The following is an 18,525-nucleotide window of genomic DNA, read 5'->3' as shown; positions in this document are numbered from 1 at the left end:
CCAACAGCCGCGCTGGACCCGCGCGGCCGGCAAGCCCGCTCAAAGCCTTGTCTTTCTGGGGTGCAGGGCTAGTCCAAAGCCGGCCGCCTGCATTCCCCGCCAAGATGTCAAAACTAAGGGGCCTTGACCCCAGGCCTTGACGTCGGGCTCCGGGCACGCCTGTCCAGCCTTACCAGAGCCCGCCGATGGTTAATGCGGGGTTACCGGCGGCGCATTTGGCTGCGGGAAACCTAGGCCGTGCAGGGGGATCGGCACGGGTTCCGCGTCCATGGTATGGCCGGAGGAACCAGCTTTCGCCCCAAAAATTGTCCGGAAAATCACTTTCAGCGAGGTCTTGCCATGTCCATCAACCCCAAGACGACCGCCGCCATCGGCGATCACCCGCTCCACCCCATGCTCATCCCGTTCCCGGTCGCGTTCCTGGTCGGCGCGCCCATCGCCGATCTGGCGTTCATCGGAACCGGTGACAGTTTCTGGGCGCGCGCCGCGATGTGGCTGATCGGCGCCGGCGTCGTCATGGCGCTGGTTGCCGCCGCAGCCGGCTTCACCGACTTCTTCAGCGAGCCCCGCATCCGTCGCCTGAACGATGCCTGGTATCACATGGTCGGCAATCTCGCCGCGGTCGTGCTGGCCCTGGTCAATTTCTATCTCCGCTACGCCCAAGGCGCGGAGGCGTCGATCAAGCCGTGGGGCGTCGTGCTCTCCCTGGTCGTGGTCGGCATCCTCCTGTTCACCGGATGGAAGGGCTGGGAGATGGTCTACCGCCACCACGTCGCGGTGCTGGATGCGCCGGGCCAGACCAGCTCAGAGCCGGTCAACCCGCATCACGGCGGCGAACATCGCCGCGCCGCGTAAGCGAGGGCCCTTCAGGCGGCCGATGCTGCCTCGGGGCAGTTGGTCAGCCGCGCGGGATTGCCGACCGCCGTGCAGCCAGCGGGGATGTCGCGCGTCACGACCGTGCCGGCGCCGATCTTGGCAAAATCGCCAATAGCGATGTCGCCGAGAATGGTCGCGCCCGATCCGATGAAGACGCCGCGGCCGACCCGCGGCGAGCGTGTCGGCAGCTCGCTGCGACGGCCGATGCTGACGTTCTGCAGGATGGTGACCTCGTCGCCGATGACGACGTTGGCGCCGATCACGATGCCCGTGGCGTGGTCGAGATAGACCGCCGATCCGATGCTGGCGGCCGGATGAATGCTGACCTGCAAGACATTCGACGCCTCGTTCTGAAACAGCAGCGCCGCATCGATTTGGCCACGATGCCACAGCCAGTGCGAGACGCGCCAGGCTTGCAGCGCGACGTAGCCCTTGTAGTGCAGCAAGGGCGGCAGCAGCTCGGCGATGGCGGGATCGCGAGATGCGATGGCCTGCAAGTCGCGGCTGGCGGTCTCGATCAGGTCCGGCTCGCCGTGAAAGGCGTCGCGGGCAAAGGATGCGAAGCGCGCGCGTTCGGCGGCATTGCTGCCGAGGCGCTGGCCGATCAGATCGGATAAGGCTGCGGCAAAATTATCATGAGCGAGAATGGCGCCGGCGAGCGCCTTGCCGAACACGGGATCGGCAGCGGCCGCGCGCTGCGCCTCGCTGCGAAGTCTCCGCCAGAGGCTGTCGCTCGCCATGATCGCAGCTTCCGCCATTGCCGCCTCCGGTATTCTTGCGCGTCCTACTCAGGTGCCGAATATAGGACGTGGCTGGCCCCCGCGCCACGGCGCACGCGTGGCCCCCAAACAGCATGCCGCAGCTCCCCGTGAGGCTACGAGCTTGCATGCCAGGCACCCGCGACCATATAGTTCGCTTGCTATTCGGCCGGCGCTGCGTTGGCCGGGGATGTACACGCAGAGCATCTCAAGCCCCTGCGGTGGTCCGCCATCCGCGGGTTTTTCGCACCCGACGTCCTGCGCGGCCGATGCGAATACCCGATCCCCCTCACCCAAGGTCACGCCAAGACATGTCGCCCAACGCGCTCGCCGACGACCACCATGACGACGTCATGTACCCCTCCGCCATACCGTTCGTGCTGGTCCATTTCGGCTGCTTCGCGGCCATCTGGTCGGGCGTCACCTGGCAGGCCGTCGCGATCTGCGGTTCGTTGTACGTCGTGCGCATGTTTGCAATCGGGGCAGGTTACCACCGCTATTTCTCTCATCGGGCCTTTGCGACAGGGCGCGCGTTTCAATTCATCCTGGCCTGTCTCGCGCAGAGCAGCGCACAGAAGAGCGTTCTATGGTGGGCGGCCAAGCATCGGCACCATCATCTCCATTCCGATACCGAATTGGACGTGCACTCACCGCGCCAACGCGGCTTCCTGTACAGCCATGTCGGCTGGATTTTTTACCGGCAGCACGACGCGACCGACCTCGTGAAGGTCGGCGATCTCACGGTCTATCCGGAGCTGATGTGGCTGCATCGGCTGGAGCTTCTGCCGGCCGTCGTGCTTGCAGCGCTCTGCTTCCTGGTTGCGGGCTGGTCAGGTCTGATCGTCGGCTTCCTCTGGAGCACGGTGCTGGTCTATCACGCGACCTTCTGCATCAACTCGCTGGCCCATGTCCATGGACGCAAGCGCTACGTGACAGGCGACGATTCCCGCAACAACTGGCTGCTGGCCTTACTCACCCTGGGAGAGGGCTGGCATAACAATCACCACGCCTACCAGAGCAGCGTGCGACAAGGCTTTCGCTGGTGGGAGGTCGACGTGACCTATTACATCCTGAAGGTCCTGTCCTGGTTCGGCATCGTCTGGAACATGAAGGCGCCGCCCGAACTGGTGCTGCGCAACGAGCAGCAGCTCGGCGCACGGGTCATCAACAGGGCAGCCCGCCAGCTCGCCGGACAGTTCGACGCTCACGCGCTGGCGCACGCGATCTCGTCGGCGCTGCACAGGGCCGACATGGCCCAGCTGCAACTGCCGACGCTGCACGACATCTTTAATCGCGCCCACGAGAGCGTCGATGCGCTGACGCATCTGCATCTGCCGAAGATCCCGACCCGCGACGAGTTTCTCGCCGAAGCCAGGGCGATGTTCGCGCGAACGCGATCGCTCAACGAGATTGTGGACCACGCCTACGAGCATTTCCTGACGTCGGTTCGCGCGCAGCTCGCCACCGCGCGCTGACCAGGGTGACCTGCAAGGCCATCTGAACGTCGCGGCTGCCCAGCCGCACTCCCCCCAAGAACCAAACCGCCCGCCTGCGGGTTGCGCAGGCGGGCGGCTCGGGGCCATCAGGACTTTGGGGGCATGCGCCTGAAGGCTTTGAGAGGTGGACTTCTTCGGATCAACCCTGCTGCTGGTCGGTCGGCGGCGGGGTCGGACGCGTCTTGTGCTGCGCCATGAACTGGTCGAACTCTTCCTTGTCCTTGGCGTGACGCAGGCGGGTCAGGAAATCCTTGAACTCGCGCTGCTCTTCCTCGAGGCGCTGCAGCGTCTCGGCGCGATATTCGTCGAAGGCGCGGTTGCCGGAGGACGGCGGGCCGAAGCCAAAGCCGAAGCCGCGGCGATCCATGCGGTCGCGCATGCGATCCATCTTGTACTGCATCTTTTCCATCTTGTTCTGCCAGCGATCGTGGTGGCTCCAGCACGACATTCTTCTGCTCCCGAGTGTGAAAAAGAGAAGGGCAAGTCCGATCGGCCACCAGATGATGAAGCCGAGAATGGTCACGGCGATCCAGCCGGGATGCCAGGGCGTATCGAGCATGCGGGGGCGCTCGTACTGTTGGTATTGGTCCGAAGGGCCGCGCCATCGATTGACATCAGCGGTGTAGGCCATTTCCCATCTCCATCACGGCAACTGCGCCGTTGTGAATGTAAATAACATTTACATAGCTAGACTATCCCGCGATTTTGTCAAGCTGGCCGCCAGACACGCCCGCGTGATTATTCGCGCAATCTTATTTCGGCTTGCCCCAGGGACCGCCGGGCGGGACGCCCGAACCGGAGGGAGCCTCCGGCGGCACCGGCGGCGGCGCGGCGCCCTTGCCCGCAGGACGGCGGTCGGTCGGGAAACCGAGGCCGCGCAGATAGATCAGCACTTCGGCCTCCAGCAGCTCGTCCGGCGACATCGGCAGCTTGCGTCGCGCGGCATCGCCCCGCGAGAACAGCGAGGCCACGCCATGCGCCATCGACCAGATGTGCAGCGCCATCATCATGGCCGGCGGTCGGGGCGTGCCGGGTGGCGTCAGCGCGGCGAGCCGCTCGGCTGCGGCTCGGATGATGTTGAAGGCGCGTTCGCTGGCCGCCTGAAGTGCGGCATTGGCATCGACCGGCACGCCAGATTCGAACATCGCATTGTAGAAGGCCGGCTCCTCGCGGGCGAAGGCGAGATAGGCCTTGCCGACGCGCTCGAACGCGGTGACCGTATCGGGCCGCCCGTCGTCCCAGGCCGCGGACAGGCGCGCCTCGAACTGCTCGAAGCCGCGCTGCGCGATCGAGGACAACAGCTCCTCACGATCGCGGAAATGCCGATAGGGCGCCGCCGCACTGACGCCGGCCATGCGCGCGGCATCGGCGAAGGTGAAGCCGGCAGCCCCCTTCTCGGCGATCAGCCCGAGGGCCGCCTGCAACAGGGCTTCCTTCAGATTGCCGTGGTGATAGCCGCGCTCGGCGCGGCGCTGCTCCTTGCGCCAGCTCATGTGAACGACCTTTACATGAGCCGGGCGTGAAGGTCACTAGCGGCGATGGGGCATGATTAACCCCGTAGTCTCCGCAGTCGTTCCGAAGTGGCTCGAAGAGCCGCCCCGGAATGACGATCGCCGGAAGCTACATCTGCGGAATCGGGAGCACGGGCATGACCTCGATGGCCTCGCCCGGGAAGATCGCAAAATGCGGGTGGTTCTCGAACAGCTTTGCAGCGTCCTCCTGCGAGGCGGCGCGCACCACCGTGAAACCGGTCAGCGCGTTGCTGATCTCGGTGATGCCATTGGCGTCGATCCTGCGGGTCTTGCCGAGCGGGCCGCCCATCTCGACAATCACGGCTTTGTGCTTCTCGACCCAGCCTTGCCAGGCCGCCATGCCCTCCTGCTCCTTCGCCTTCCGTTCGGCCTCGGGCAGTGCGCGCCACGCCGCCATTTTCGATCCGGTCGTGCTGCCGAGATAGATGGCGAGGAATTTGTGTTCGGTGCTCATGGTTTTCTCCTGGGGGTTGAAAGATTGGGGACATCACGCAGCGGCTGTGTCGTCTACGTCTTCAGGTCGCCAAACCCGGCGAGGATCTCCTGCACCTCGGGCGAGTAATCGGCGATCTCGTGCACCTGCCGGATTTCGACGATCTCGTTCGGCGAAGCCGGACACTTCCTGGCCCACGCGATCGCTTCCTCGCGCGAAGCGACCTCGATCATCCAATAGCCGCCCAGGACTTCCTTGGCTTCCGCGAAGGGCCCGTCGGTCACCACAGGCTTGCCGGTCGCGAACGAGACGCGCGCGCCGGTCGACGGCGGGTGCAGTCCGTCCAGCGTGATCAGCACGCCCGCATCCTTCAGCGCCTCGTTGTAGCGCATCATCGCCGCAACGCGCTCGGGATCGAGCTGCACCTCCGGCGGCGCATTCTCGTAGCCGAGCGGGATCATCAGCATCATGAATCGCATGGGGCTCCTCGCTGTCAGTCCATTCCGATATGTCCTGCGGGCGGAAACGGCTGGCCCGCGCTCCCCTCCAAGACGAACGACCTCCTGCCGGGCCGACAGCGGGACAGAAATTATTTGGAGGCCGCGGGCGCAGCCGCGTCTGGCGCATTCTGGGCCACACCGGGCTCGATCGGCACGGCGCGAGGCCTTTCATGCCGAAACGAAAGCGCAGTAAAAGGGGCCGGCGCTCTCGCACGCCCCTCCCCGACACAGGACAGATCAGCCGATGCCGCAAGCCACGCAAAAAGTCGCCCTCGTCACCGGAGCCGCCCGCGGCATCGGGCTTGCCACCGCGAAGAAGTTCCTCGCAGAAGGCTGGCGCGTGGCGCTGCTCGACATCGAGGGCGAGCTGCTCGGCCGCGCGGTTGCCGAGATCGGCCAGAGCGAGGTAACGCTGGCGCTCACCTGCGACGTTTCCGACGCTGCCGCAGTCAGCGATGCGATGACGGGGATCGAGGGGCGGTTCGGCCGGTTGGATGCGCTGGTCAACAATGCAGGCATCGCAGTGTTCGCGCCGCTGATGGAGACGTCGGAGGCCGACTGGCGCCGCGTGCTCGAGGTCAACCTCTCCGGTCCGTTCCTCTGCACCAAGGCGGCCGTGCCCTTGATGCGCGACGGCAATGGCGGGGCCATCGTCAACGTCACCTCGATCTCGGCCGTGCGCGCCTCGACGCTGCGCTCGGCCTACGGCACCAGCAAGGCAGGCCTTGCGCACCTTACCAAGCAGCTCGCAGTCGAGCTCGCCTCGCTCAACATCCGTGTCAACGCGGTCGCGCCGGGACCGGTCGACACCGCCATGGCCAAGCAGGTGCACACCAAGGAAATCCGCGCCGACTATCACGACGCCATTCCGCTCAACCGCTACGGCCTGGAGGAGGAACTCGCGGAAGCGATCTATTTCCTGTGCTCGGGCAGCGCGAGCTACATCACCGGCCAAATTTTGGCCGTGGACGGCGGCTTCGATGCGGCGGGTATCGGCCTGCCGACGCTGCGCGGGCAGAGGCGCAACGGGTAGAATTTGTAGGGTGGGTTAGCGCTGCGGCTGCGCGAAGCGCGGTCGCGGCGCATAACCCACCACTTCTCACGCGGTCAGAAAGATGGTGGGTTACGCCAACGGACTGCGCTTCGCGCATCCGTCGGCTAACCCACCCTACCGGAATCGAGTTCGTGGAGAGTACCATGCAACGCATCACCTTCCTCAAAACCCTGATGCTTGCATCCGCGCTGCTCGTCGCCGCGCCGGCGGCGGCCGAGATCCGCATCATCCAATCCCCGGGTGGACAGGTCGGGCCGTTCCTCGATCTGTTCGAGAAAGTGCGCGAGAGCGGCGAGCGCGTCGTGATCGACGGCCCCTGCCTGTCCGCCTGCACGCTGGTGCTGAGCATCGTGCCGGGCGAGCGCATCTGCGTCACCAAGCGCGCCGTGCTCGGCTTCCACGCCGCGCGATCGGTGGACCGGCGCGGCCGCTTCTATGCCGAACCGGAAGCATCGGTCGCGGTGCTTGCCGCCTATCCAGGCCCGGTGCGCGACTGGATCAGCCGCCGTGGCGGTCTTAGCTCGCGGCTGCTCCTGTTGAAGGGGCGCGATCTCGCCGCGATCTATCCGCGTTGCCGCTGATACAGCCGGCAGCCGCCAACCGCTTTCAAAAGAGCGTCTGGATCACCGGCGCCAGCTTCGCGCTGGCGCAAATGAGCATTCCCCAGAGAGCAAAGTTGATCTGTAGCGCCGCCGCCATCGGTCGCTCCCCTTCCACGTGACGTCCATCCCAGTTTGTAGCTTTTATGACTCACCAATAGCGATTCTGACGTGCATATCACAGCCCAATATTGCGCCAATTGTTGTGCGATGCAGCCGGCGCCTCACTGCGTCCGCAAAGTGATGCGAAAGCACGACTCATATTCGGCCATGCCGGCAAGCTTGTTTTGCCTTGAGTTCCATTGAACCGATGAGGCGCGTGTCTCTCGCGCGCCGCTTATGGAGGCAAAAGCCCGGCATGATTCGACACGGCTTCATCGTGCTTACTTTTTGCACAGCGCTGATCGGCTGCGCAGAGGCGCAGGAGCGCCGCGCCATCGCATGGGATGGTCTCGGCAAGGATCCGAACCGTCCGCATGTCGCCAAGCGGCGCGTCACGACCGGCGCGCCGGCCGCAAGTGATCCCAATCAGGAGCGGGAAAAGGTGCTCGGCACATTGCGCCCATATTCCGAGGCGTGGTGGGCGGTCCAGGACGAGATACAGGCGGAGAACGACAAAAAGCTCGGCGCCAAGCTCGTGATCTGTCCTCGCTGCGTGGAATCGTCGCCGCCGCGAGAGGACGTCACCGGATCAATCCGGTGAGAGGAGACACGGCCGATCGACTCGTGACGTAACGAAGCGTACGTCCCCTCTCCCGCAGCATTGGAGAGAGGGGATCGCAACGCGACGGATCGCGCTCGCGCCCGTCACATGCCTTCGGCCGGGCAATTCACCATCCAGGGAATGCCGAACTTGTCGACGCACATGCCAAAGCCCTTGGCCCAGAACGTCTTGCTGAAGGGCATGGTGACGCTGCCGCCGTCGGCGAGCGCGTTGAACTTGCGCTCGCCATCTGCAGGATCCTTGACCGTGAGCGAGATCGAGAAGCCCTGCGGCTTGTGAAAGTGCTCGGCCGGCGCGTCGGAAGCCATCAGCACGCTGCCGTCGGGGAGCGACATGCGCGCATGCATGATCATCTTCTCGCGGCCGGGCGCGGCCGGCATCTCCGGCGGAGCATCCGATGCGCGCATCATTGCGTCGATCTTGCCGCCGAGAACCTTGGCGTAATAGTTGAACGCCGCTTCGCAATTGTCCTGGTAAAACAGATAGGGATTGAGCATCGTTTCTCTCCTCTTCGTTGCAGTCCTATTGCTTCTCGGTGAGCTTCTTCAGGCCGGCGAGGCCCGCCTCGAAATCCTTGCCGATCATGCCGTCCATGTTGATGAACACCTGCATGACCTTGGACAGGAACGGGGCCGGACCGTACATCGCCCATGTGACGAGTGTGGCATCGCCTTGCGGCACAAAGGTGAACTCGGCGGTGTTGTGGCCTTCGAACGGCCGCTCGAAATCGAGCTTGATGCGGAGCTTGGAGGGCCCGTTCGCCTCCAGGATCTCCATATGGCCGGCGCCGACATTGTTGTTGCCGTCCCAGGCATAGGTCGCGCCCTTGCCTGCCGCGGTTCCGCCGAACGTCCGCTTCATGGCGGGATCGCGGGTCTCATAGGGCGACCAGGCGGTCCAGCGATGGAAGTCGGCAACCAGCGGATAGATCGCAGCGGCCGGCGCCTTCACGACGAGCGCGCGCTCGACACGGAGCGTATCGGGTTTGGTCAGGGCAAAGACGAGGACCGCGGCAATGCCGACGGCGAGAACGATGGCGATGACGGCAATGGCTTTCAGCATGAGGGCTCTCCTGGATACGGGATTAAGACGAAGGAGAACGGCTGGGGCCGACAAGACGGAAACGGAATTATTTCAGCGTCATTCCGGGGCACCCGAAGGGTGAACCCGGAATCTCGAGATTCCGGGTTCGATGCTTCGCATCGCCCCGGAATGACGGTCTAGGGGCACCTGCCCTACTTCGTCTTCGCGCTTTCCTTTGCCCTCGGCTGGCTGTCCCGGATCAGGCGATCGAGATGCATGCGGATGTGGGCGGCTTCGGCCGAGGTGTTGGCGAGCGCAATGGCGCGGTCGAAGGCGATTCGGGCTTCGTCGTTGCGGCCGAGCTGCATCAGGAAGGCGCCGCGCACGCCGTAGAAATGGAAATAGTTGGCGAGCTTCGGCGCCAGCGGCTCGATCAGTTCGAGCGCGGCCTGCGGCCCGCGCACCTTGGAGACCGCGACCGCCCGGTTGAGCGTGACCACCGGCGAGGGCTGCACCACTTCGAGCGCGCCGTAGAGCAGGTCGATCTCCGTCCAGTCGGTCTCCTCCGGCGTTGCCGCGCGCGCATGCAGCGCGGCGATCGCGGCCTGGATCTGGTAGGGCCCGCTGCGGCGGTGGCGCATCGCCTTGTCGATCAGCGCGAGGCCCTCCGCAATCATGGTGCCGTTCCACAAGGACCGATCCTGATCGTCCAGCAGGATCAGCGAACCGTCCGCGGCAAAGCGCGCGGCGCTGCGCGCGTGCTGCAACAGGATCAGCGCGGTCAGACCCATGATCTCCGGCTCGCTCGGAAACAGCCGCAGCAGCAGCCGCGCCAGCCGGGTCGCCTCCTCGCACAGCGGCTTCCTGATTTCAGCCGTGTCGCCGCTCGCCGAATAACCTTCGTTGAAGATCAGGTAGATCATCGCCGCGACGCCGGCGAGCCGTTCGGAGCGCTCGACCGCGCCGGGCGCCTCGAACGGTGTCCCGGCCTCGGCGACCTTTGCCTTGGCGCGCGTGATGCGCTGCTCCATCGCCGCTTCCGAGACCAGGAACGCGCGTGCGATCTGCTTTACCGTGAGGCCCGAGACGATGCGCAACGCCAGCGCGATCTGCTGCGTCGCCGGCAGTCCTGGATGGCAGCAGATGAACATCAGCCGCAAGATGTCGTCGCGATAGTGCGAGCCGTCGAGCCGCTCGGCCAGCGCGCCTTCGGCGTCGTCGAGATCGGAGATCGCCTGGTCGTCCTCCGGCAGCGGCTGCTGCCTGCGCGCGCGTCGCACTTCGTCGATCGCAACGTTGCGGCCGACCATGATCAGCCAGGCCGCGGGATCGCGCGGAGGCCCGTTCTGCGGCCAGGTCTTCAGCGCGCGCAGGCAGGCGTTCTGAAAGGCCTCCTCTGCGGTGTCGAGATCGCGGAAATAGCGCAGCAGCGCGCCGACCGCCTGGGGTCGCGCCGAGGTCAGCGCAGTCTCGATCCAGGAGGTATCGGCCTCGCTCACGTCAGGTTTCCTCCGGGCCGGAACACGCCGACGGGACGCACCTCATAGGCGCCGCCGGGGTTGGCGGCAGCCAGCTCGCGTGCGACGTCGAGGGCGTCGTCGAGGTTCTTGCAGTCGACGATGTAGAAGCCGAGCAGCTGCTCCTTGGTCTCGGCATAGGGGCCGTCGAGCACCAGCGGCGGATCCTCCTTGCGCAGGGTCGCCGCCGCAGTCGTCGGCAACAGCCGCGCCACCGGCCCGAGCCGGCCCTGCTTGGTGAGCTTCTCCTGCACGACGGAGAGCTTCTTCATCACGGCCTCGTCCTGGTCCTTGCTCCAGGAGCCGACGAAATCCTCATCGTGATAGCAAAGAATGGCGTAAAGCATGGCCGGCACTTCCCTCGTCTGTTCTGAAGACGCGCCAATATGCCCCGCGCCGACAGCGCTGCGGAAAAAAATTGCAAGAAAAATCCGGCAGATCGTGCCAAGGAGGGCTTTCTCGAGCGGAACCTGAAGAGGCACTTCGAATGACCATGGGCACACTGGCCGTCCTGATCAACAGTACGCAGCAGAACTGGCTGCCGGAGCGCTGGAAAGCCCGGTTTGACGCCGTCTGCGGGGACCGCCGCGTGGTGCTGCTGCCGGACGCCGGGCTCGATCCGGCGGAGGTGCATTATGCGGCGGTGTGGAAGCCGGTGCCGTGCGATCTCGGCTCCTTCCCCAATCTGCGGGCGATCTTCAATCTCGGGGCGGGCGTCGATGCGCTGATGGCCGACAAGAGCCTGCCCGACGTGCCGCTGGTCCGCGTCGCCGTGCCTGACCTCACCAACCGCATGACCGAATATGTCGTGCTGCACGTGCTGATGCACCACCGCCAGGAGCTGTATTTGCGGGAGTCGCAGCGCGAGAAGCGCTGGGAGCCCAGATATCAGTGGCCGGCCAGCGCGATCACGGTCGGCGTCATGGGACTGGGCACGTTGGGCGCCGACGCGGCCGACGTGCTGCGGCGGCTCGGCTTCCGGGTCGCCGGCTGGAGCCGCAGCCCGCGCACGATCGACGGCGTCGAATGCTTCCATGGCACGGCCGGCATGGACGCATTCCTGCGCGCGACCAATATCCTGGTCAGCCTGCTGCCGCTGACATCAGACACGCACGGCATCCTCAACCGTGACGTCTTCGCAAAGCTCAACCGCAGCAGCCCGCTCGGCGCGCCGGTGCTGATCAATGCCGGCCGCGGCGGCCTGCAGAACGAGGCCGATATTCTCGCCTGCCTCGACGACGGCACGCTGGGTGCCGCCTCGCTCGACGTCTTCGTGCAGGAGCCGCAGCCAAAGGACAGCCGGTTCTGGACCCACCCCAAGGTGGTGCTGACGCCGCACAATGCCGCCGACACCGACGCGGATGCGATCTCGGCCTATGTCGCCCAGCAGATCGCGCGGTTCGAGGCGGGCGGGAAGCTGGAGAACGTGGTGGACCGCGCAAGGGGCTATTGAGACCGGCTGAGAGTCGCACGGCTCCGGCATGCCGTTCACCGTCTCTTAGCGAGAAGTTGATAGGCCTCGTTAATCAACGCTCAAACAACGAGTCGGACATGCGGGCGAGTCTCGGTCTCAGGATGCGGATCACGGTTGCGCTGGCGGTGACGGCCGCAGCGACCACCCTGTTTGCCGTGCTCGGCGCGATGTGGATCATCGGCGGGATCATCGACCGCGCCGACCAGCGCGAGCTGCGCAGCCATTATGATGCCCTGTTGTCGCGCATCGCCGAGGAATCCCGCCGCGCCGCCGCCATGGGCACCGTAGTTGCCGCGATGCCGGCGACGCAGGATGCAATGGCGAAACAGGACCGCAACGCGCTCGTCACCCTGTTCGGCCCGGTGTTCACCGCGACCAAATCGGAGTACGGCGTCGAGCAGTTCCAGTTTCATGTGGCGCCGGCAACCTCGTTCCTGCGCGTGCACCAACCCGCCAAGTTCGGCGACGACCTCTCCGGCTTTCGCAAGACGGTCGTCGCCTCCAACCAGGACCGCAAGGTCGTGGTCGGTCTCGAGGGCGGCGTCGCCGGTCTCGGCATCCGCGGCGTGGTGCCGATCGCGCAAACCGGCAAGCATCTCGGCAGCGTCGAATTCGGCCTGAGCTTCGGCCAGTCCTTCCTCGACGACTTCAAAGCCAACCGCCATGTCGACATCGCCTTCCATCTCGCCGATGGTTCGGGCTTCAAGCTCTTTGGCGGCACGCTGAAGGGCAAGAGCTTCTTCGATGCGACCGATTACGGCCGGGCCACCGGCGGCGACTTCACGGTGCGGCAGGGCAAGCTCGACAGTACGCCGGTCGCCGCCCTGCTGGGACCGGTCAAGGACTTTTCCGGCAAGCCGCTCGGCGCCGTCGAGCTGGTGATGGACAATGCCGACTATGTCGCTTCCGCCGATCGCGCGTGGTGGCTTTCGCTCGGGATCGCCGCGCTCGGGCTCGTGCTGGCCGCGATCGTCGGCTATCTGATCGCTCGCAGCATTTCGCGCCCGATCCTGTCGATCACATCAGTGATGCGCGAGCTCGCCGACGGCCGGCTCGACGTCGAAGTTCCCGTCAGCACGGCGAATGACGAAGTCGGCGCGATGGTGAAGGCGGTCGGGGTGTTCCGCGACAATGCCGTGAGCTTCGGCAAGCTTCAGGCCGAGCAATTCGAGGCCAAGGCCCAGTCCGAGGCGGAGAAGCGGCGGACTTTCGCGGCGCTCGCCGACAATTTCGAAGCCAGCATCCGCGACGTCGTCACCACGGTGTCCTCGGCCGCGGTCGAGATGGAGCATACGGCGCGATCGATGTCGGCCATCGTCGAACAGTCGCGGCAGCAGACCCGGATGGTGTCGTCGGCCTCGGCGCTGGCCTCCGAGAACGTGCAGACGGTTGCGGCAGCCGCCGAAGAGCTATCCTCGTCCATGACCGAGATCAGCCGCCGCCTCGCCCATGCGACCGAGGTGGTCGGCAAGGCGGCCAGCGACGGTCAGCGATCGAATGCGCGTGTGCAGAGCCTCGCCGACGCCGCGCAGAAGATCGGCGACGTCGTCTCCTTCATCAACGGCATCGCCGGTCAGACCAACCTGCTGGCGCTGAACGCGACGATCGAAGCGGCGCGCGCGGGCGAAGCCGGCCGCGGCTTCGCCGTGGTGGCGTCCGAGGTGAAGGCGCTGGCAACCCAGACCGCGAAGGCGACCGAAGAGATCGGCGCACAGGTCACCGCCGTGCAAGGCGAGACGTCAGGCGCGGTTGACGGCATCCAGTCGATATGCGCAACCATCCAGCAGGTCGACGAGATCTCGGCCGCGATCGCCGCCGCCGTCGGCCAGCAGGGCACGGCAACGCAGGAGATTGCGCAAAACGTCCAGCAGGCCGCGGCCCGCACCGGCGAAGTCTCGCAAAATATCGCGGGCGTCACCGACGGCATCGCAGCGACGGGTACCGCCGCCGAAGAGGTGCTGGGCTCGGCGGTCGAGCTTGCCAAGCAATCGCAGCGGCTGCGCGAAGAGGTGGATCGTTTCCTCGCGCAGATTCGCGCGGCGTAACTCAGGCCCTGGTCCCAGCTCCCACCATCACGTCGATTGCGCCCTTCACGATCGCCTCCAGCTCCTTGCGCGGCACGCGGGCGCGCGAGCGGATGGCAATGGTGTGGACGGTGGCCGATGCGATCTGCGCCAGGGCGAACGGATCGGCACTCTCCGGCAGCTCGCCTTTCTCCTTGGCGCGGCGGAAGCAACTGGCAAACGCCTTGTCGAGCCCAGTGAGGCCGTCCAGCACCATGGCGCGGATCTCGGGATCGCCGACCGCCTCGGAGGCCGCGGTCACCACCGTGAAGCAACCGCGCGGTCCGGTGTCGCCGGACAGATAGATGTCCAGCGCGGAAGCGTAGATGCGCTCCAGCCGCTGCCGCAGCGGCATCTCCTCGCGGAAGATCGCGACCATCGCCGCGCCCGCCTCGTCGCGATAGCGCTGGTAGCTCTTGATGTAGAGCTCGCGCTTGTCGCCGAAGGCGCCGTAGAGGCTAGGCCGGTTCATGCCGGTGGCTGCGCTGAGATCGTCGAGCGAGGTGGCCGCGAAACCCTGCTTGCGGAACAGATCGAGCGCCTTGCCGAGCGCGACATCGGGCTCGTAGGCGCGCGGACGGCCGCGGCGCTTAGGCTGGCCGCGGCGCTCGGGTTGACCGCGGGATTCGGGCTGATTGGCAGCAGCTGGCGGCTTCGATTTTTGTACCATTTCGCAAGATAATCCTTGACCGCATCCATATTATGCAAGATGGTACAAAAATCAATCTGGCCAGGTTGAGCGACACCCAAAGAGGAATTGCCCAAGGAGGCTACCAGATGGATCTCTATTTCTCGCCGCTTGCCTGCTCGATGGCGACGCGCGTCGCATTGTATGAAGCCGGCGCCGGGGCGAATTATCTCGAAGTCGATCCGCCGACCAAGACGGTGCTGAACGACGGCTCCGACTTCCGCACCGTGAATCCGATCGGCCTCGTGCCGACGCTGCGCACCGACGAGGGCGTGGTGCTGACCGAGAACGCCGCCATCCTGCAATATGTCGCGGACCGTTTTCCGCAATCCGGTCTCGGCGCCACAGTTGGCATCGAGCGCACAAGGCTGCATCAGTGGCTCTGCTTCATCGGCACCGAGCTGCACAAGGGTCTCTTCATTCCCCTGCTCGACCGCAAGGCGCCGCAGGAAGCCAAGGCGTATGCGCTGGAGAAGAACCTGTCGCGGCTCGACTATCTCGACAAATACCTCGAGGGACGCGAGTTCCTGCTCGACCATTTCAGCGTGGCCGATGCCTATCTCGCCACGGTCATCAACTGGACCATGGCGACGCCGCCGATCGAGCTTGCGAAATGGCCGAACGTGAAGGCGTATTACGAGCGCCTGCGTCAGCGGCCGTCATTCGCGAGGGCGGTCGCCGAGGAGTTCGAGCTGTACAAGGCCGAGCTCGCGCGGAAGAAGGCGGCGGCCTGAGGCCGCACGCGAGCTCCGTATTCGCGCGGCAGCGACGCTATTCCGGCTCAGTCGGGTCAGCGTCGCTCCGTCGTGCAGCGCGCTATCTCGGCGCCTGCAGCGTGATGCCGTAGCGGCGATAGATCCGGTCGATCGTGCCGTCGCTGCGCAGCCGTTCCATCGCTGCGTCGACGGCCTCGCGCAACGCATCGTCCGGCCGGACCATGCCGACGCCGACGTTCCAGTTCAGATCGGCCGTGCTCTCATCGCGATCCAGGATCCGGAGCGGATTGTCCGGATGGGTCAGATTGAAATAGCTCGCCGCAGTGGGCGTGACCGCGGCGGCATCGATCTCGCGGTTCGATACGGCCTCCAGGCTGTCGCTCTCGAAGCCGAAGGTCGATATCGGCACGCGCCGCTGACCGATGATCATGGCTGCGATCGATCCAACCTGCACGCCCACCTTGGTCGACCCGTTGAGGCTCGCGAAGGACGTGAGCGTGCTGGATGAAGGCACGGCAAGCGCGACGCCCGTGCGATAATATGGTTTGGAGATTCTCAGGCGGGTTTCGCCTTGCGCTTCGCGATCGGCGATGACGTCCAGAAGAATGTCGCAGCCGGCGCTGCGCATCTGGTACTGCGTGATGATCCAGTCGAGCCTCAGGGAGACACCGAGCTCGCGTGCCAGAACCCGGCCGAGCTCGACCTGGAAGCCGGGCGGATCGCCGGTCTTGTGCGCGAAGGGAAGCGAATTGGGATGGGCGCAGAGCCCGATCACACCGCTGGAGCGGATCGCCTCGAGGGTTCGCGCCGACGCCGGCCCCGACAGCACGATGGCGGCGACGATAACAGGGACAAATGCCTTCATGCCGCGCTCTCTGCGGTTCAACCCTCGCGCGGTTTCAGGGCGCGGATGTATTTGACCATCTGGTCGATCTGGGCGTCGGTGAAGGCGCCGTCGAAGGCCGGCATCGCCCCCTGCTTGCCCTGCTTGATGCGATTGCGAATGAAGTCGTCGTCGCGCGGCGAATTCATCAGTTGCGGCCCTTTGCCGGCGGCACGGCCACCGTCAGAGTGACAAAAGCCGCACGTCCCCGCGAACACCTGCTCGACCTCGAACGCCGCGTTCTCCGGCGCGGGCGTGGCGGATTGTGCCTGGGCCAGCGCAGCCCACAGCAACGAGGCGCCGAGCCCCGCCGGAATCGTTTTGCAAGGCAGTCTCAACAGCTACGCTCCATTCCTGATCCACGCACGGGCCGCGACGTCGATCGAGGAGCGGGCTTGCGCCCGCTCCATGACCGAACCTCTGCGGCTTACCTATTTCAGGCTGAAGACGACCAAGGCGCCGTCGTCACGCGGCATGCTCTTGTAGACGCCGCCGAAGTTCGGCGCATATTCGTCTGCCAGCATCCCGCCGAAGCCCGCCGTCACGGCGATATATTGTTTGCCGCCGACGGAGTAGCTGACGATGCCGCCCTGATGGCCGGTTCCGTTGTTGTGCTTCCACAGCTCAGCGCCGGTTTCGGCATCATAGGCGTGCAGCACGCCGCGGGAATCAGGCACGAAGACGAGGTTGCCCGCGGTCGACAGCACGCTTCCGAGCGGAGGCTCGGGATAGCGAACTTCCCATTTCTTCGCGCCCGTGATGGGATCGCGCGCGTCGAGGTGTCCGTAGATCTCACCACCCGGAGGCGGCACCATCTTGAAATCGGCACCGATGTTGAGCTGGGCCTGCGGCGCTGTGACCGGGGTCGTCTTCTGGATATCCAGCGTCATGCACCATTCCTGTCCGATCTTGTAATAGAGACCGGTCTTGGGGCTGTACGAGCCGGCGTTCCAGCTGATGCCGCCGCCGATGAACGGACACAGCGGTGGTTCGGTGACCTTCCCGACCGGGAAATCGCGACGGCCGATCAGCGCGCCGGTCTTGGGATCGATGTCCTTCACGAAGTTGATGTTCTCGACCAGCCGCCAGACGTTCTTCACGGCGAGATTGCGGTCGTAGACGAAGACGAAGCCGCCCTTGTTGGGATGGACCACGTATTTCTGGCCGTCACGCTCGAGCATCACGAACTCGCCGACGGAGCTGTCGAAGTCCCAAGCATCGTGCGGCAGTTCCTGATGGTAGAATTTCAGCTTGCCGGTGTCGATGTCGAGCCCGATCACCGAGCTGGTGTAGAGATTGTCGCCGGGACGCGCGCCCTGCGTCTTGTAGTCTGCGCCCGACCAATCGTAGAGCGGCGCCGGGTTCGCAGTGCCCCACAGGATGGTGTTGGTCTCGGAATCGTAGGTGCCCGGCATCCAGCCGCCACCACCGCCGGTGCGCCAGGACTCGTTGCCCCAGGTCTTCATGGCCTCGTCGGTGCCTGCGACCGTCAGGAACTCCCACTTCTTCTTTCCCGTCGCGGCATCGAGCGCGAAGATCGGGCCGCGGCCCGGCCATTCGCCGCCTTGCGCGCCGATGATCACGCTGCCCTTCGCGTAAAGCGGCGCGCCGGTGAAGCCGACCGTGAGCTTCTGCGAGTCGAGCAGCCTGGTCTCCCAGAGAACCTTTCCGGTCTTGGCGTCCAGCCCGAAGGCACGTCCATCCATCGTGCCGACGAAGACCTTGCCTTCGCCGAGAGCGACGCCGCGGTTGTAAGGCGAGTGGGTCTGCCGGCTGATCAGCGCTTCATCCAGCTCCGGAAAGAACGACCAGATGACTTCGCCGGTCGCGCCGTTCAGCGCGAAGACGCGGCTGTAAGAGCCCGAATAGTACAGCACGCCGTCGGCTACGAGCGGCATCGACTGCAGCCCGCGCGTCGAGCGTCCGGGAATGTGCATCCACGCCACGCCCAGATTGCCGACATTGCTCGCATTGATCTGCGCAAGCGGGCTGTAGTGATGAGATTTGTACGAGCCGTGATAGGTGAGCCAATCGTTCTGCCCGGCGCTCTCGATACGGGCCGTATCCACGGACTGAGCCAATGCCGCCGTCGCTGCAAACGTCGCAACGACAACGACAGGCAAGACCGAGCTGAGCCACTGTTTCCTCATTTGCACTTCCTCCCGCTCTTGTGTTTGTTGATTGCGTCT

The 18,525-nt window shown here is 65.2% G+C and carries 21 protein-coding genes; 8 read left to right on the top strand and 13 right to left on the bottom strand.

The features are described 5' to 3' along the window. The first annotated feature begins 339 nt into the window (after nt 1–339). Nucleotides 340–855 carry a DUF2231 domain-containing protein gene (locus N2602_RS06580; RefSeq protein ID WP_172784783.1) on the top strand — a complete coding sequence of 172 codons (516 nt, stop codon included), beginning with the start codon at nt 340–342 and terminating at the stop codon, nt 853–855. 11 nt (nt 856–866) lie between these two features. On the opposite strand, the gene N2602_RS06575 is transcribed toward N2602_RS06580, so the two are convergent. Continuing rightward, complete coding sequence (locus N2602_RS06575) at nt 867–1,634, bottom strand: DapH/DapD/GlmU-related protein (RefSeq protein WP_260382118.1); 768 nt, start codon at nt 1,632–1,634, stop codon at nt 867–869. 311 nt (nt 1,635–1,945) lie between these two features. Here N2602_RS06575 and N2602_RS06570 point away from each other — a divergent pair, with 311 nt between their 5' ends. Further along, nucleotides 1,946–3,109 carry a fatty acid desaturase gene (locus N2602_RS06570; RefSeq protein WP_260382117.1) on the top strand — a complete coding sequence of 388 codons (1,164 nt, stop codon included), beginning with the start codon at nt 1,946–1,948 and terminating at the stop codon, nt 3,107–3,109. Nucleotides 3,110–3,269: 160 nt separating this feature from the next. On the opposite strand, the gene N2602_RS06565 is transcribed toward N2602_RS06570, so the two are convergent. The 4 genes from N2602_RS06565 to N2602_RS06550 all read right to left on the bottom strand — a co-directional run bounded on the left by N2602_RS06565 (nt 3,270) and on the right by N2602_RS06550 (nt 5,574). Next, nucleotides 3,270–3,761 (bottom strand): DUF2852 domain-containing protein, encoded by a 492-nt coding sequence (locus N2602_RS06565; protein ID WP_260382116.1) that lies wholly within the window; start codon nt 3,759–3,761, stop codon nt 3,270–3,272. Between the two features lie 121 nt (nt 3,762–3,882). Then, complete coding sequence (locus N2602_RS06560; RefSeq protein ID WP_172784787.1) at nt 3,883–4,623, bottom strand: TetR/AcrR family transcriptional regulator; 741 nt, start codon at nt 4,621–4,623, stop codon at nt 3,883–3,885. 127 nt (nt 4,624–4,750) lie between these two features. Further along, nucleotides 4,751–5,116 carry a YciI family protein gene (locus N2602_RS06555; protein ID WP_172784788.1) on the bottom strand — a complete coding sequence of 122 codons (366 nt, stop codon included), beginning with the start codon at nt 5,114–5,116 and terminating at the stop codon, nt 4,751–4,753. A gap of 53 nt (nt 5,117–5,169) precedes the next feature. After that, entirely contained in the window at nt 5,170–5,574 is a 405-nt protein-coding gene (locus N2602_RS06550; protein WP_172784789.1) for a YciI family protein, read from the bottom strand. A 265-nt stretch (nt 5,575–5,839) separates the two neighbouring features. Here N2602_RS06550 and N2602_RS06545 point away from each other — a divergent pair, with 265 nt between their 5' ends. The 3 genes from N2602_RS06545 to N2602_RS06535 all read left to right on the top strand — a co-directional run bounded on the left by N2602_RS06545 (nt 5,840) and on the right by N2602_RS06535 (nt 7,951). Further along, nucleotides 5,840–6,628, top strand: coding sequence for an SDR family NAD(P)-dependent oxidoreductase (locus tag N2602_RS06545; RefSeq protein WP_260382115.1), 789 nt, complete (start codon nt 5,840–5,842; stop codon nt 6,626–6,628). A 164-nt stretch (nt 6,629–6,792) separates the two neighbouring features. Beyond that, entirely contained in the window at nt 6,793–7,230 is a 438-nt protein-coding gene (locus tag N2602_RS06540) for a hypothetical protein (protein WP_172784791.1), read from the top strand. Nucleotides 7,231–7,606: 376 nt separating this feature from the next. After that, the gene (locus N2602_RS06535) at nt 7,607–7,951 is read left to right on the top strand and encodes a hypothetical protein (RefSeq protein WP_212254251.1); all 345 of its coding nucleotides are present in this window, start codon (nt 7,607–7,609) and stop codon (nt 7,949–7,951) included. A 104-nt stretch (nt 7,952–8,055) separates the two neighbouring features. On the opposite strand, the gene N2602_RS06530 is transcribed toward N2602_RS06535, so the two are convergent. The 4 genes from N2602_RS06530 to N2602_RS06515 form a co-directional block, all read right to left on the bottom strand. Next, entirely contained in the window at nt 8,056–8,469 is a 414-nt protein-coding gene (locus N2602_RS06530) for a VOC family protein (RefSeq protein ID WP_172784793.1), read from the bottom strand. A gap of 25 nt (nt 8,470–8,494) precedes the next feature. Beyond that, on the bottom strand, nt 8,495–9,034 hold the full coding sequence (locus N2602_RS06525; protein WP_260382114.1) for an SRPBCC family protein: 540 nt from the start codon (nt 9,032–9,034) through the stop codon (nt 8,495–8,497). Between the two features lie 173 nt (nt 9,035–9,207). Then, on the bottom strand, nt 9,208–10,494 hold the full coding sequence (locus N2602_RS06520) for an RNA polymerase sigma factor (protein WP_260382113.1): 1,287 nt from the start codon (nt 10,492–10,494) through the stop codon (nt 9,208–9,210). Then, the gene (locus tag N2602_RS06515) at nt 10,491–10,859 is read right to left on the bottom strand and encodes a YciI family protein (RefSeq protein WP_172784796.1); all 369 of its coding nucleotides are present in this window, start codon (nt 10,857–10,859) and stop codon (nt 10,491–10,493) included. The genes N2602_RS06520 and N2602_RS06515 overlap by 4 nt, the downstream gene beginning before the upstream one ends. A 140-nt stretch (nt 10,860–10,999) precedes the next feature. On the opposite strand from N2602_RS06515, the gene N2602_RS06510 reads away from it, so the two are divergent. Together N2602_RS06510 and N2602_RS06505 are read left to right on the top strand one after the other, a co-directional pair. Then, on the top strand, nt 11,000–11,965 hold the full coding sequence (locus N2602_RS06510) for a glyoxylate/hydroxypyruvate reductase A (protein ID WP_260382112.1): 966 nt from the start codon (nt 11,000–11,002) through the stop codon (nt 11,963–11,965). A 98-nt stretch (nt 11,966–12,063) separates the two neighbouring features. Then, nucleotides 12,064–14,031: a methyl-accepting chemotaxis protein gene (locus N2602_RS06505; protein WP_260382111.1), complete on the top strand. Its 1,968-nt coding sequence runs from the start codon at nt 12,064–12,066 to the stop codon at nt 14,029–14,031. Nucleotide 14,032: 1 nt separating this feature from the next. On the opposite strand, the gene N2602_RS06500 is transcribed toward N2602_RS06505, so the two are convergent. Beyond that, complete coding sequence (locus tag N2602_RS06500) at nt 14,033–14,719, bottom strand: TetR/AcrR family transcriptional regulator (RefSeq protein WP_260382110.1); 687 nt, start codon at nt 14,717–14,719, stop codon at nt 14,033–14,035. A 107-nt stretch (nt 14,720–14,826) separates the two neighbouring features. Here N2602_RS06500 and N2602_RS06495 point away from each other — a divergent pair, with 107 nt between their 5' ends. Beyond that, complete coding sequence (locus N2602_RS06495) at nt 14,827–15,471, top strand: glutathione binding-like protein (protein WP_260382109.1); 645 nt, start codon at nt 14,827–14,829, stop codon at nt 15,469–15,471. A gap of 82 nt (nt 15,472–15,553) precedes the next feature. On the opposite strand, the gene N2602_RS06490 is transcribed toward N2602_RS06495, so the two are convergent. The 3 genes from N2602_RS06490 to N2602_RS06480 form a co-directional block, all read right to left on the bottom strand. Then, nucleotides 15,554–16,318 carry an ABC transporter substrate-binding protein gene (locus N2602_RS06490; protein WP_212254243.1) on the bottom strand — a complete coding sequence of 255 codons (765 nt, stop codon included), beginning with the start codon at nt 16,316–16,318 and terminating at the stop codon, nt 15,554–15,556. Nucleotides 16,319–16,335: 17 nt separating this feature from the next. Continuing rightward, nucleotides 16,336–16,629 carry a cytochrome c gene (locus N2602_RS06485; RefSeq protein WP_246708779.1) on the bottom strand — a complete coding sequence of 98 codons (294 nt, stop codon included), beginning with the start codon at nt 16,627–16,629 and terminating at the stop codon, nt 16,336–16,338. A gap of 138 nt (nt 16,630–16,767) precedes the next feature. Beyond that, nucleotides 16,768–18,486 carry a PQQ-binding-like beta-propeller repeat protein gene (locus tag N2602_RS06480; RefSeq protein ID WP_212254242.1) on the bottom strand — a complete coding sequence of 573 codons (1,719 nt, stop codon included), beginning with the start codon at nt 18,484–18,486 and terminating at the stop codon, nt 16,768–16,770. Nucleotides 18,487–18,525 lie beyond the last annotated feature (39 nt).

This window comes from Bradyrhizobium sp. NC92, from assembly GCF_025200865.1.
Lineage (GTDB): Bacteria > Pseudomonadota > Alphaproteobacteria > Rhizobiales > Xanthobacteraceae > Bradyrhizobium.
Note: the sequence above shows the minus strand (reverse complement) of the source record. Positions and strands in the feature narration are given on the sequence as shown.

What these genes read in the sequence shown, in the direction of transcription:
- N2602_RS06580 (WP_172784783.1), top strand. Translation starts at nt 340, where the DNA reads ATGTCCATCAACCCCAAGACGACCGCCGCCATCGGCGATCACCCGCTC.
- N2602_RS06575 (WP_260382118.1), bottom strand. Translation starts at nt 1,634, where the DNA reads ATGGCGGAAGCTGCGATCATGGCGAGCGACAGCCTCTGGCGGAGACTT.
- N2602_RS06570 (WP_260382117.1), top strand. Translation starts at nt 1,946, where the DNA reads ATGTCGCCCAACGCGCTCGCCGACGACCACCATGACGACGTCATGTAC.
- N2602_RS06565 (WP_260382116.1), bottom strand. Translation starts at nt 3,761, where the DNA reads ATGGCCTACACCGCTGATGTCAATCGATGGCGCGGCCCTTCGGACCAA.
- N2602_RS06560 (WP_172784787.1), bottom strand. Translation starts at nt 4,623, where the DNA reads ATGAGCTGGCGCAAGGAGCAGCGCCGCGCCGAGCGCGGCTATCACCAC.
- N2602_RS06555 (WP_172784788.1), bottom strand. Translation starts at nt 5,116, where the DNA reads ATGAGCACCGAACACAAATTCCTCGCCATCTATCTCGGCAGCACGACC.
- N2602_RS06550 (WP_172784789.1), bottom strand. Translation starts at nt 5,574, where the DNA reads ATGCGATTCATGATGCTGATGATCCCGCTCGGCTACGAGAATGCGCCG.
- N2602_RS06545 (WP_260382115.1), top strand. Translation starts at nt 5,840, where the DNA reads ATGCCGCAAGCCACGCAAAAAGTCGCCCTCGTCACCGGAGCCGCCCGC.
- N2602_RS06540 (WP_172784791.1), top strand. Translation starts at nt 6,793, where the DNA reads ATGCAACGCATCACCTTCCTCAAAACCCTGATGCTTGCATCCGCGCTG.
- N2602_RS06535 (WP_212254251.1), top strand. Translation starts at nt 7,607, where the DNA reads ATGATTCGACACGGCTTCATCGTGCTTACTTTTTGCACAGCGCTGATC.
- N2602_RS06530 (WP_172784793.1), bottom strand. Translation starts at nt 8,469, where the DNA reads ATGCTCAATCCCTATCTGTTTTACCAGGACAATTGCGAAGCGGCGTTC.
- N2602_RS06525 (WP_260382114.1), bottom strand. Translation starts at nt 9,034, where the DNA reads ATGCTGAAAGCCATTGCCGTCATCGCCATCGTTCTCGCCGTCGGCATT.
- N2602_RS06515 (WP_172784796.1), bottom strand. Translation starts at nt 10,859, where the DNA reads ATGCTTTACGCCATTCTTTGCTATCACGATGAGGATTTCGTCGGCTCC.
- N2602_RS06510 (WP_260382112.1), top strand. Translation starts at nt 11,000, where the DNA reads ATGACCATGGGCACACTGGCCGTCCTGATCAACAGTACGCAGCAGAAC.
- N2602_RS06505 (WP_260382111.1), top strand. Translation starts at nt 12,064, where the DNA reads ATGCGGGCGAGTCTCGGTCTCAGGATGCGGATCACGGTTGCGCTGGCG.
- N2602_RS06500 (WP_260382110.1), bottom strand. Translation starts at nt 14,719, where the DNA reads ATGGTACAAAAATCGAAGCCGCCAGCTGCTGCCAATCAGCCCGAATCC.
- N2602_RS06495 (WP_260382109.1), top strand. Translation starts at nt 14,827, where the DNA reads ATGGATCTCTATTTCTCGCCGCTTGCCTGCTCGATGGCGACGCGCGTC.
- N2602_RS06490 (WP_212254243.1), bottom strand. Translation starts at nt 16,318, where the DNA reads ATGAAGGCATTTGTCCCTGTTATCGTCGCCGCCATCGTGCTGTCGGGG.
- N2602_RS06480 (WP_212254242.1), bottom strand. Translation starts at nt 18,486, where the DNA reads ATGAGGAAACAGTGGCTCAGCTCGGTCTTGCCTGTCGTTGTCGTTGCG.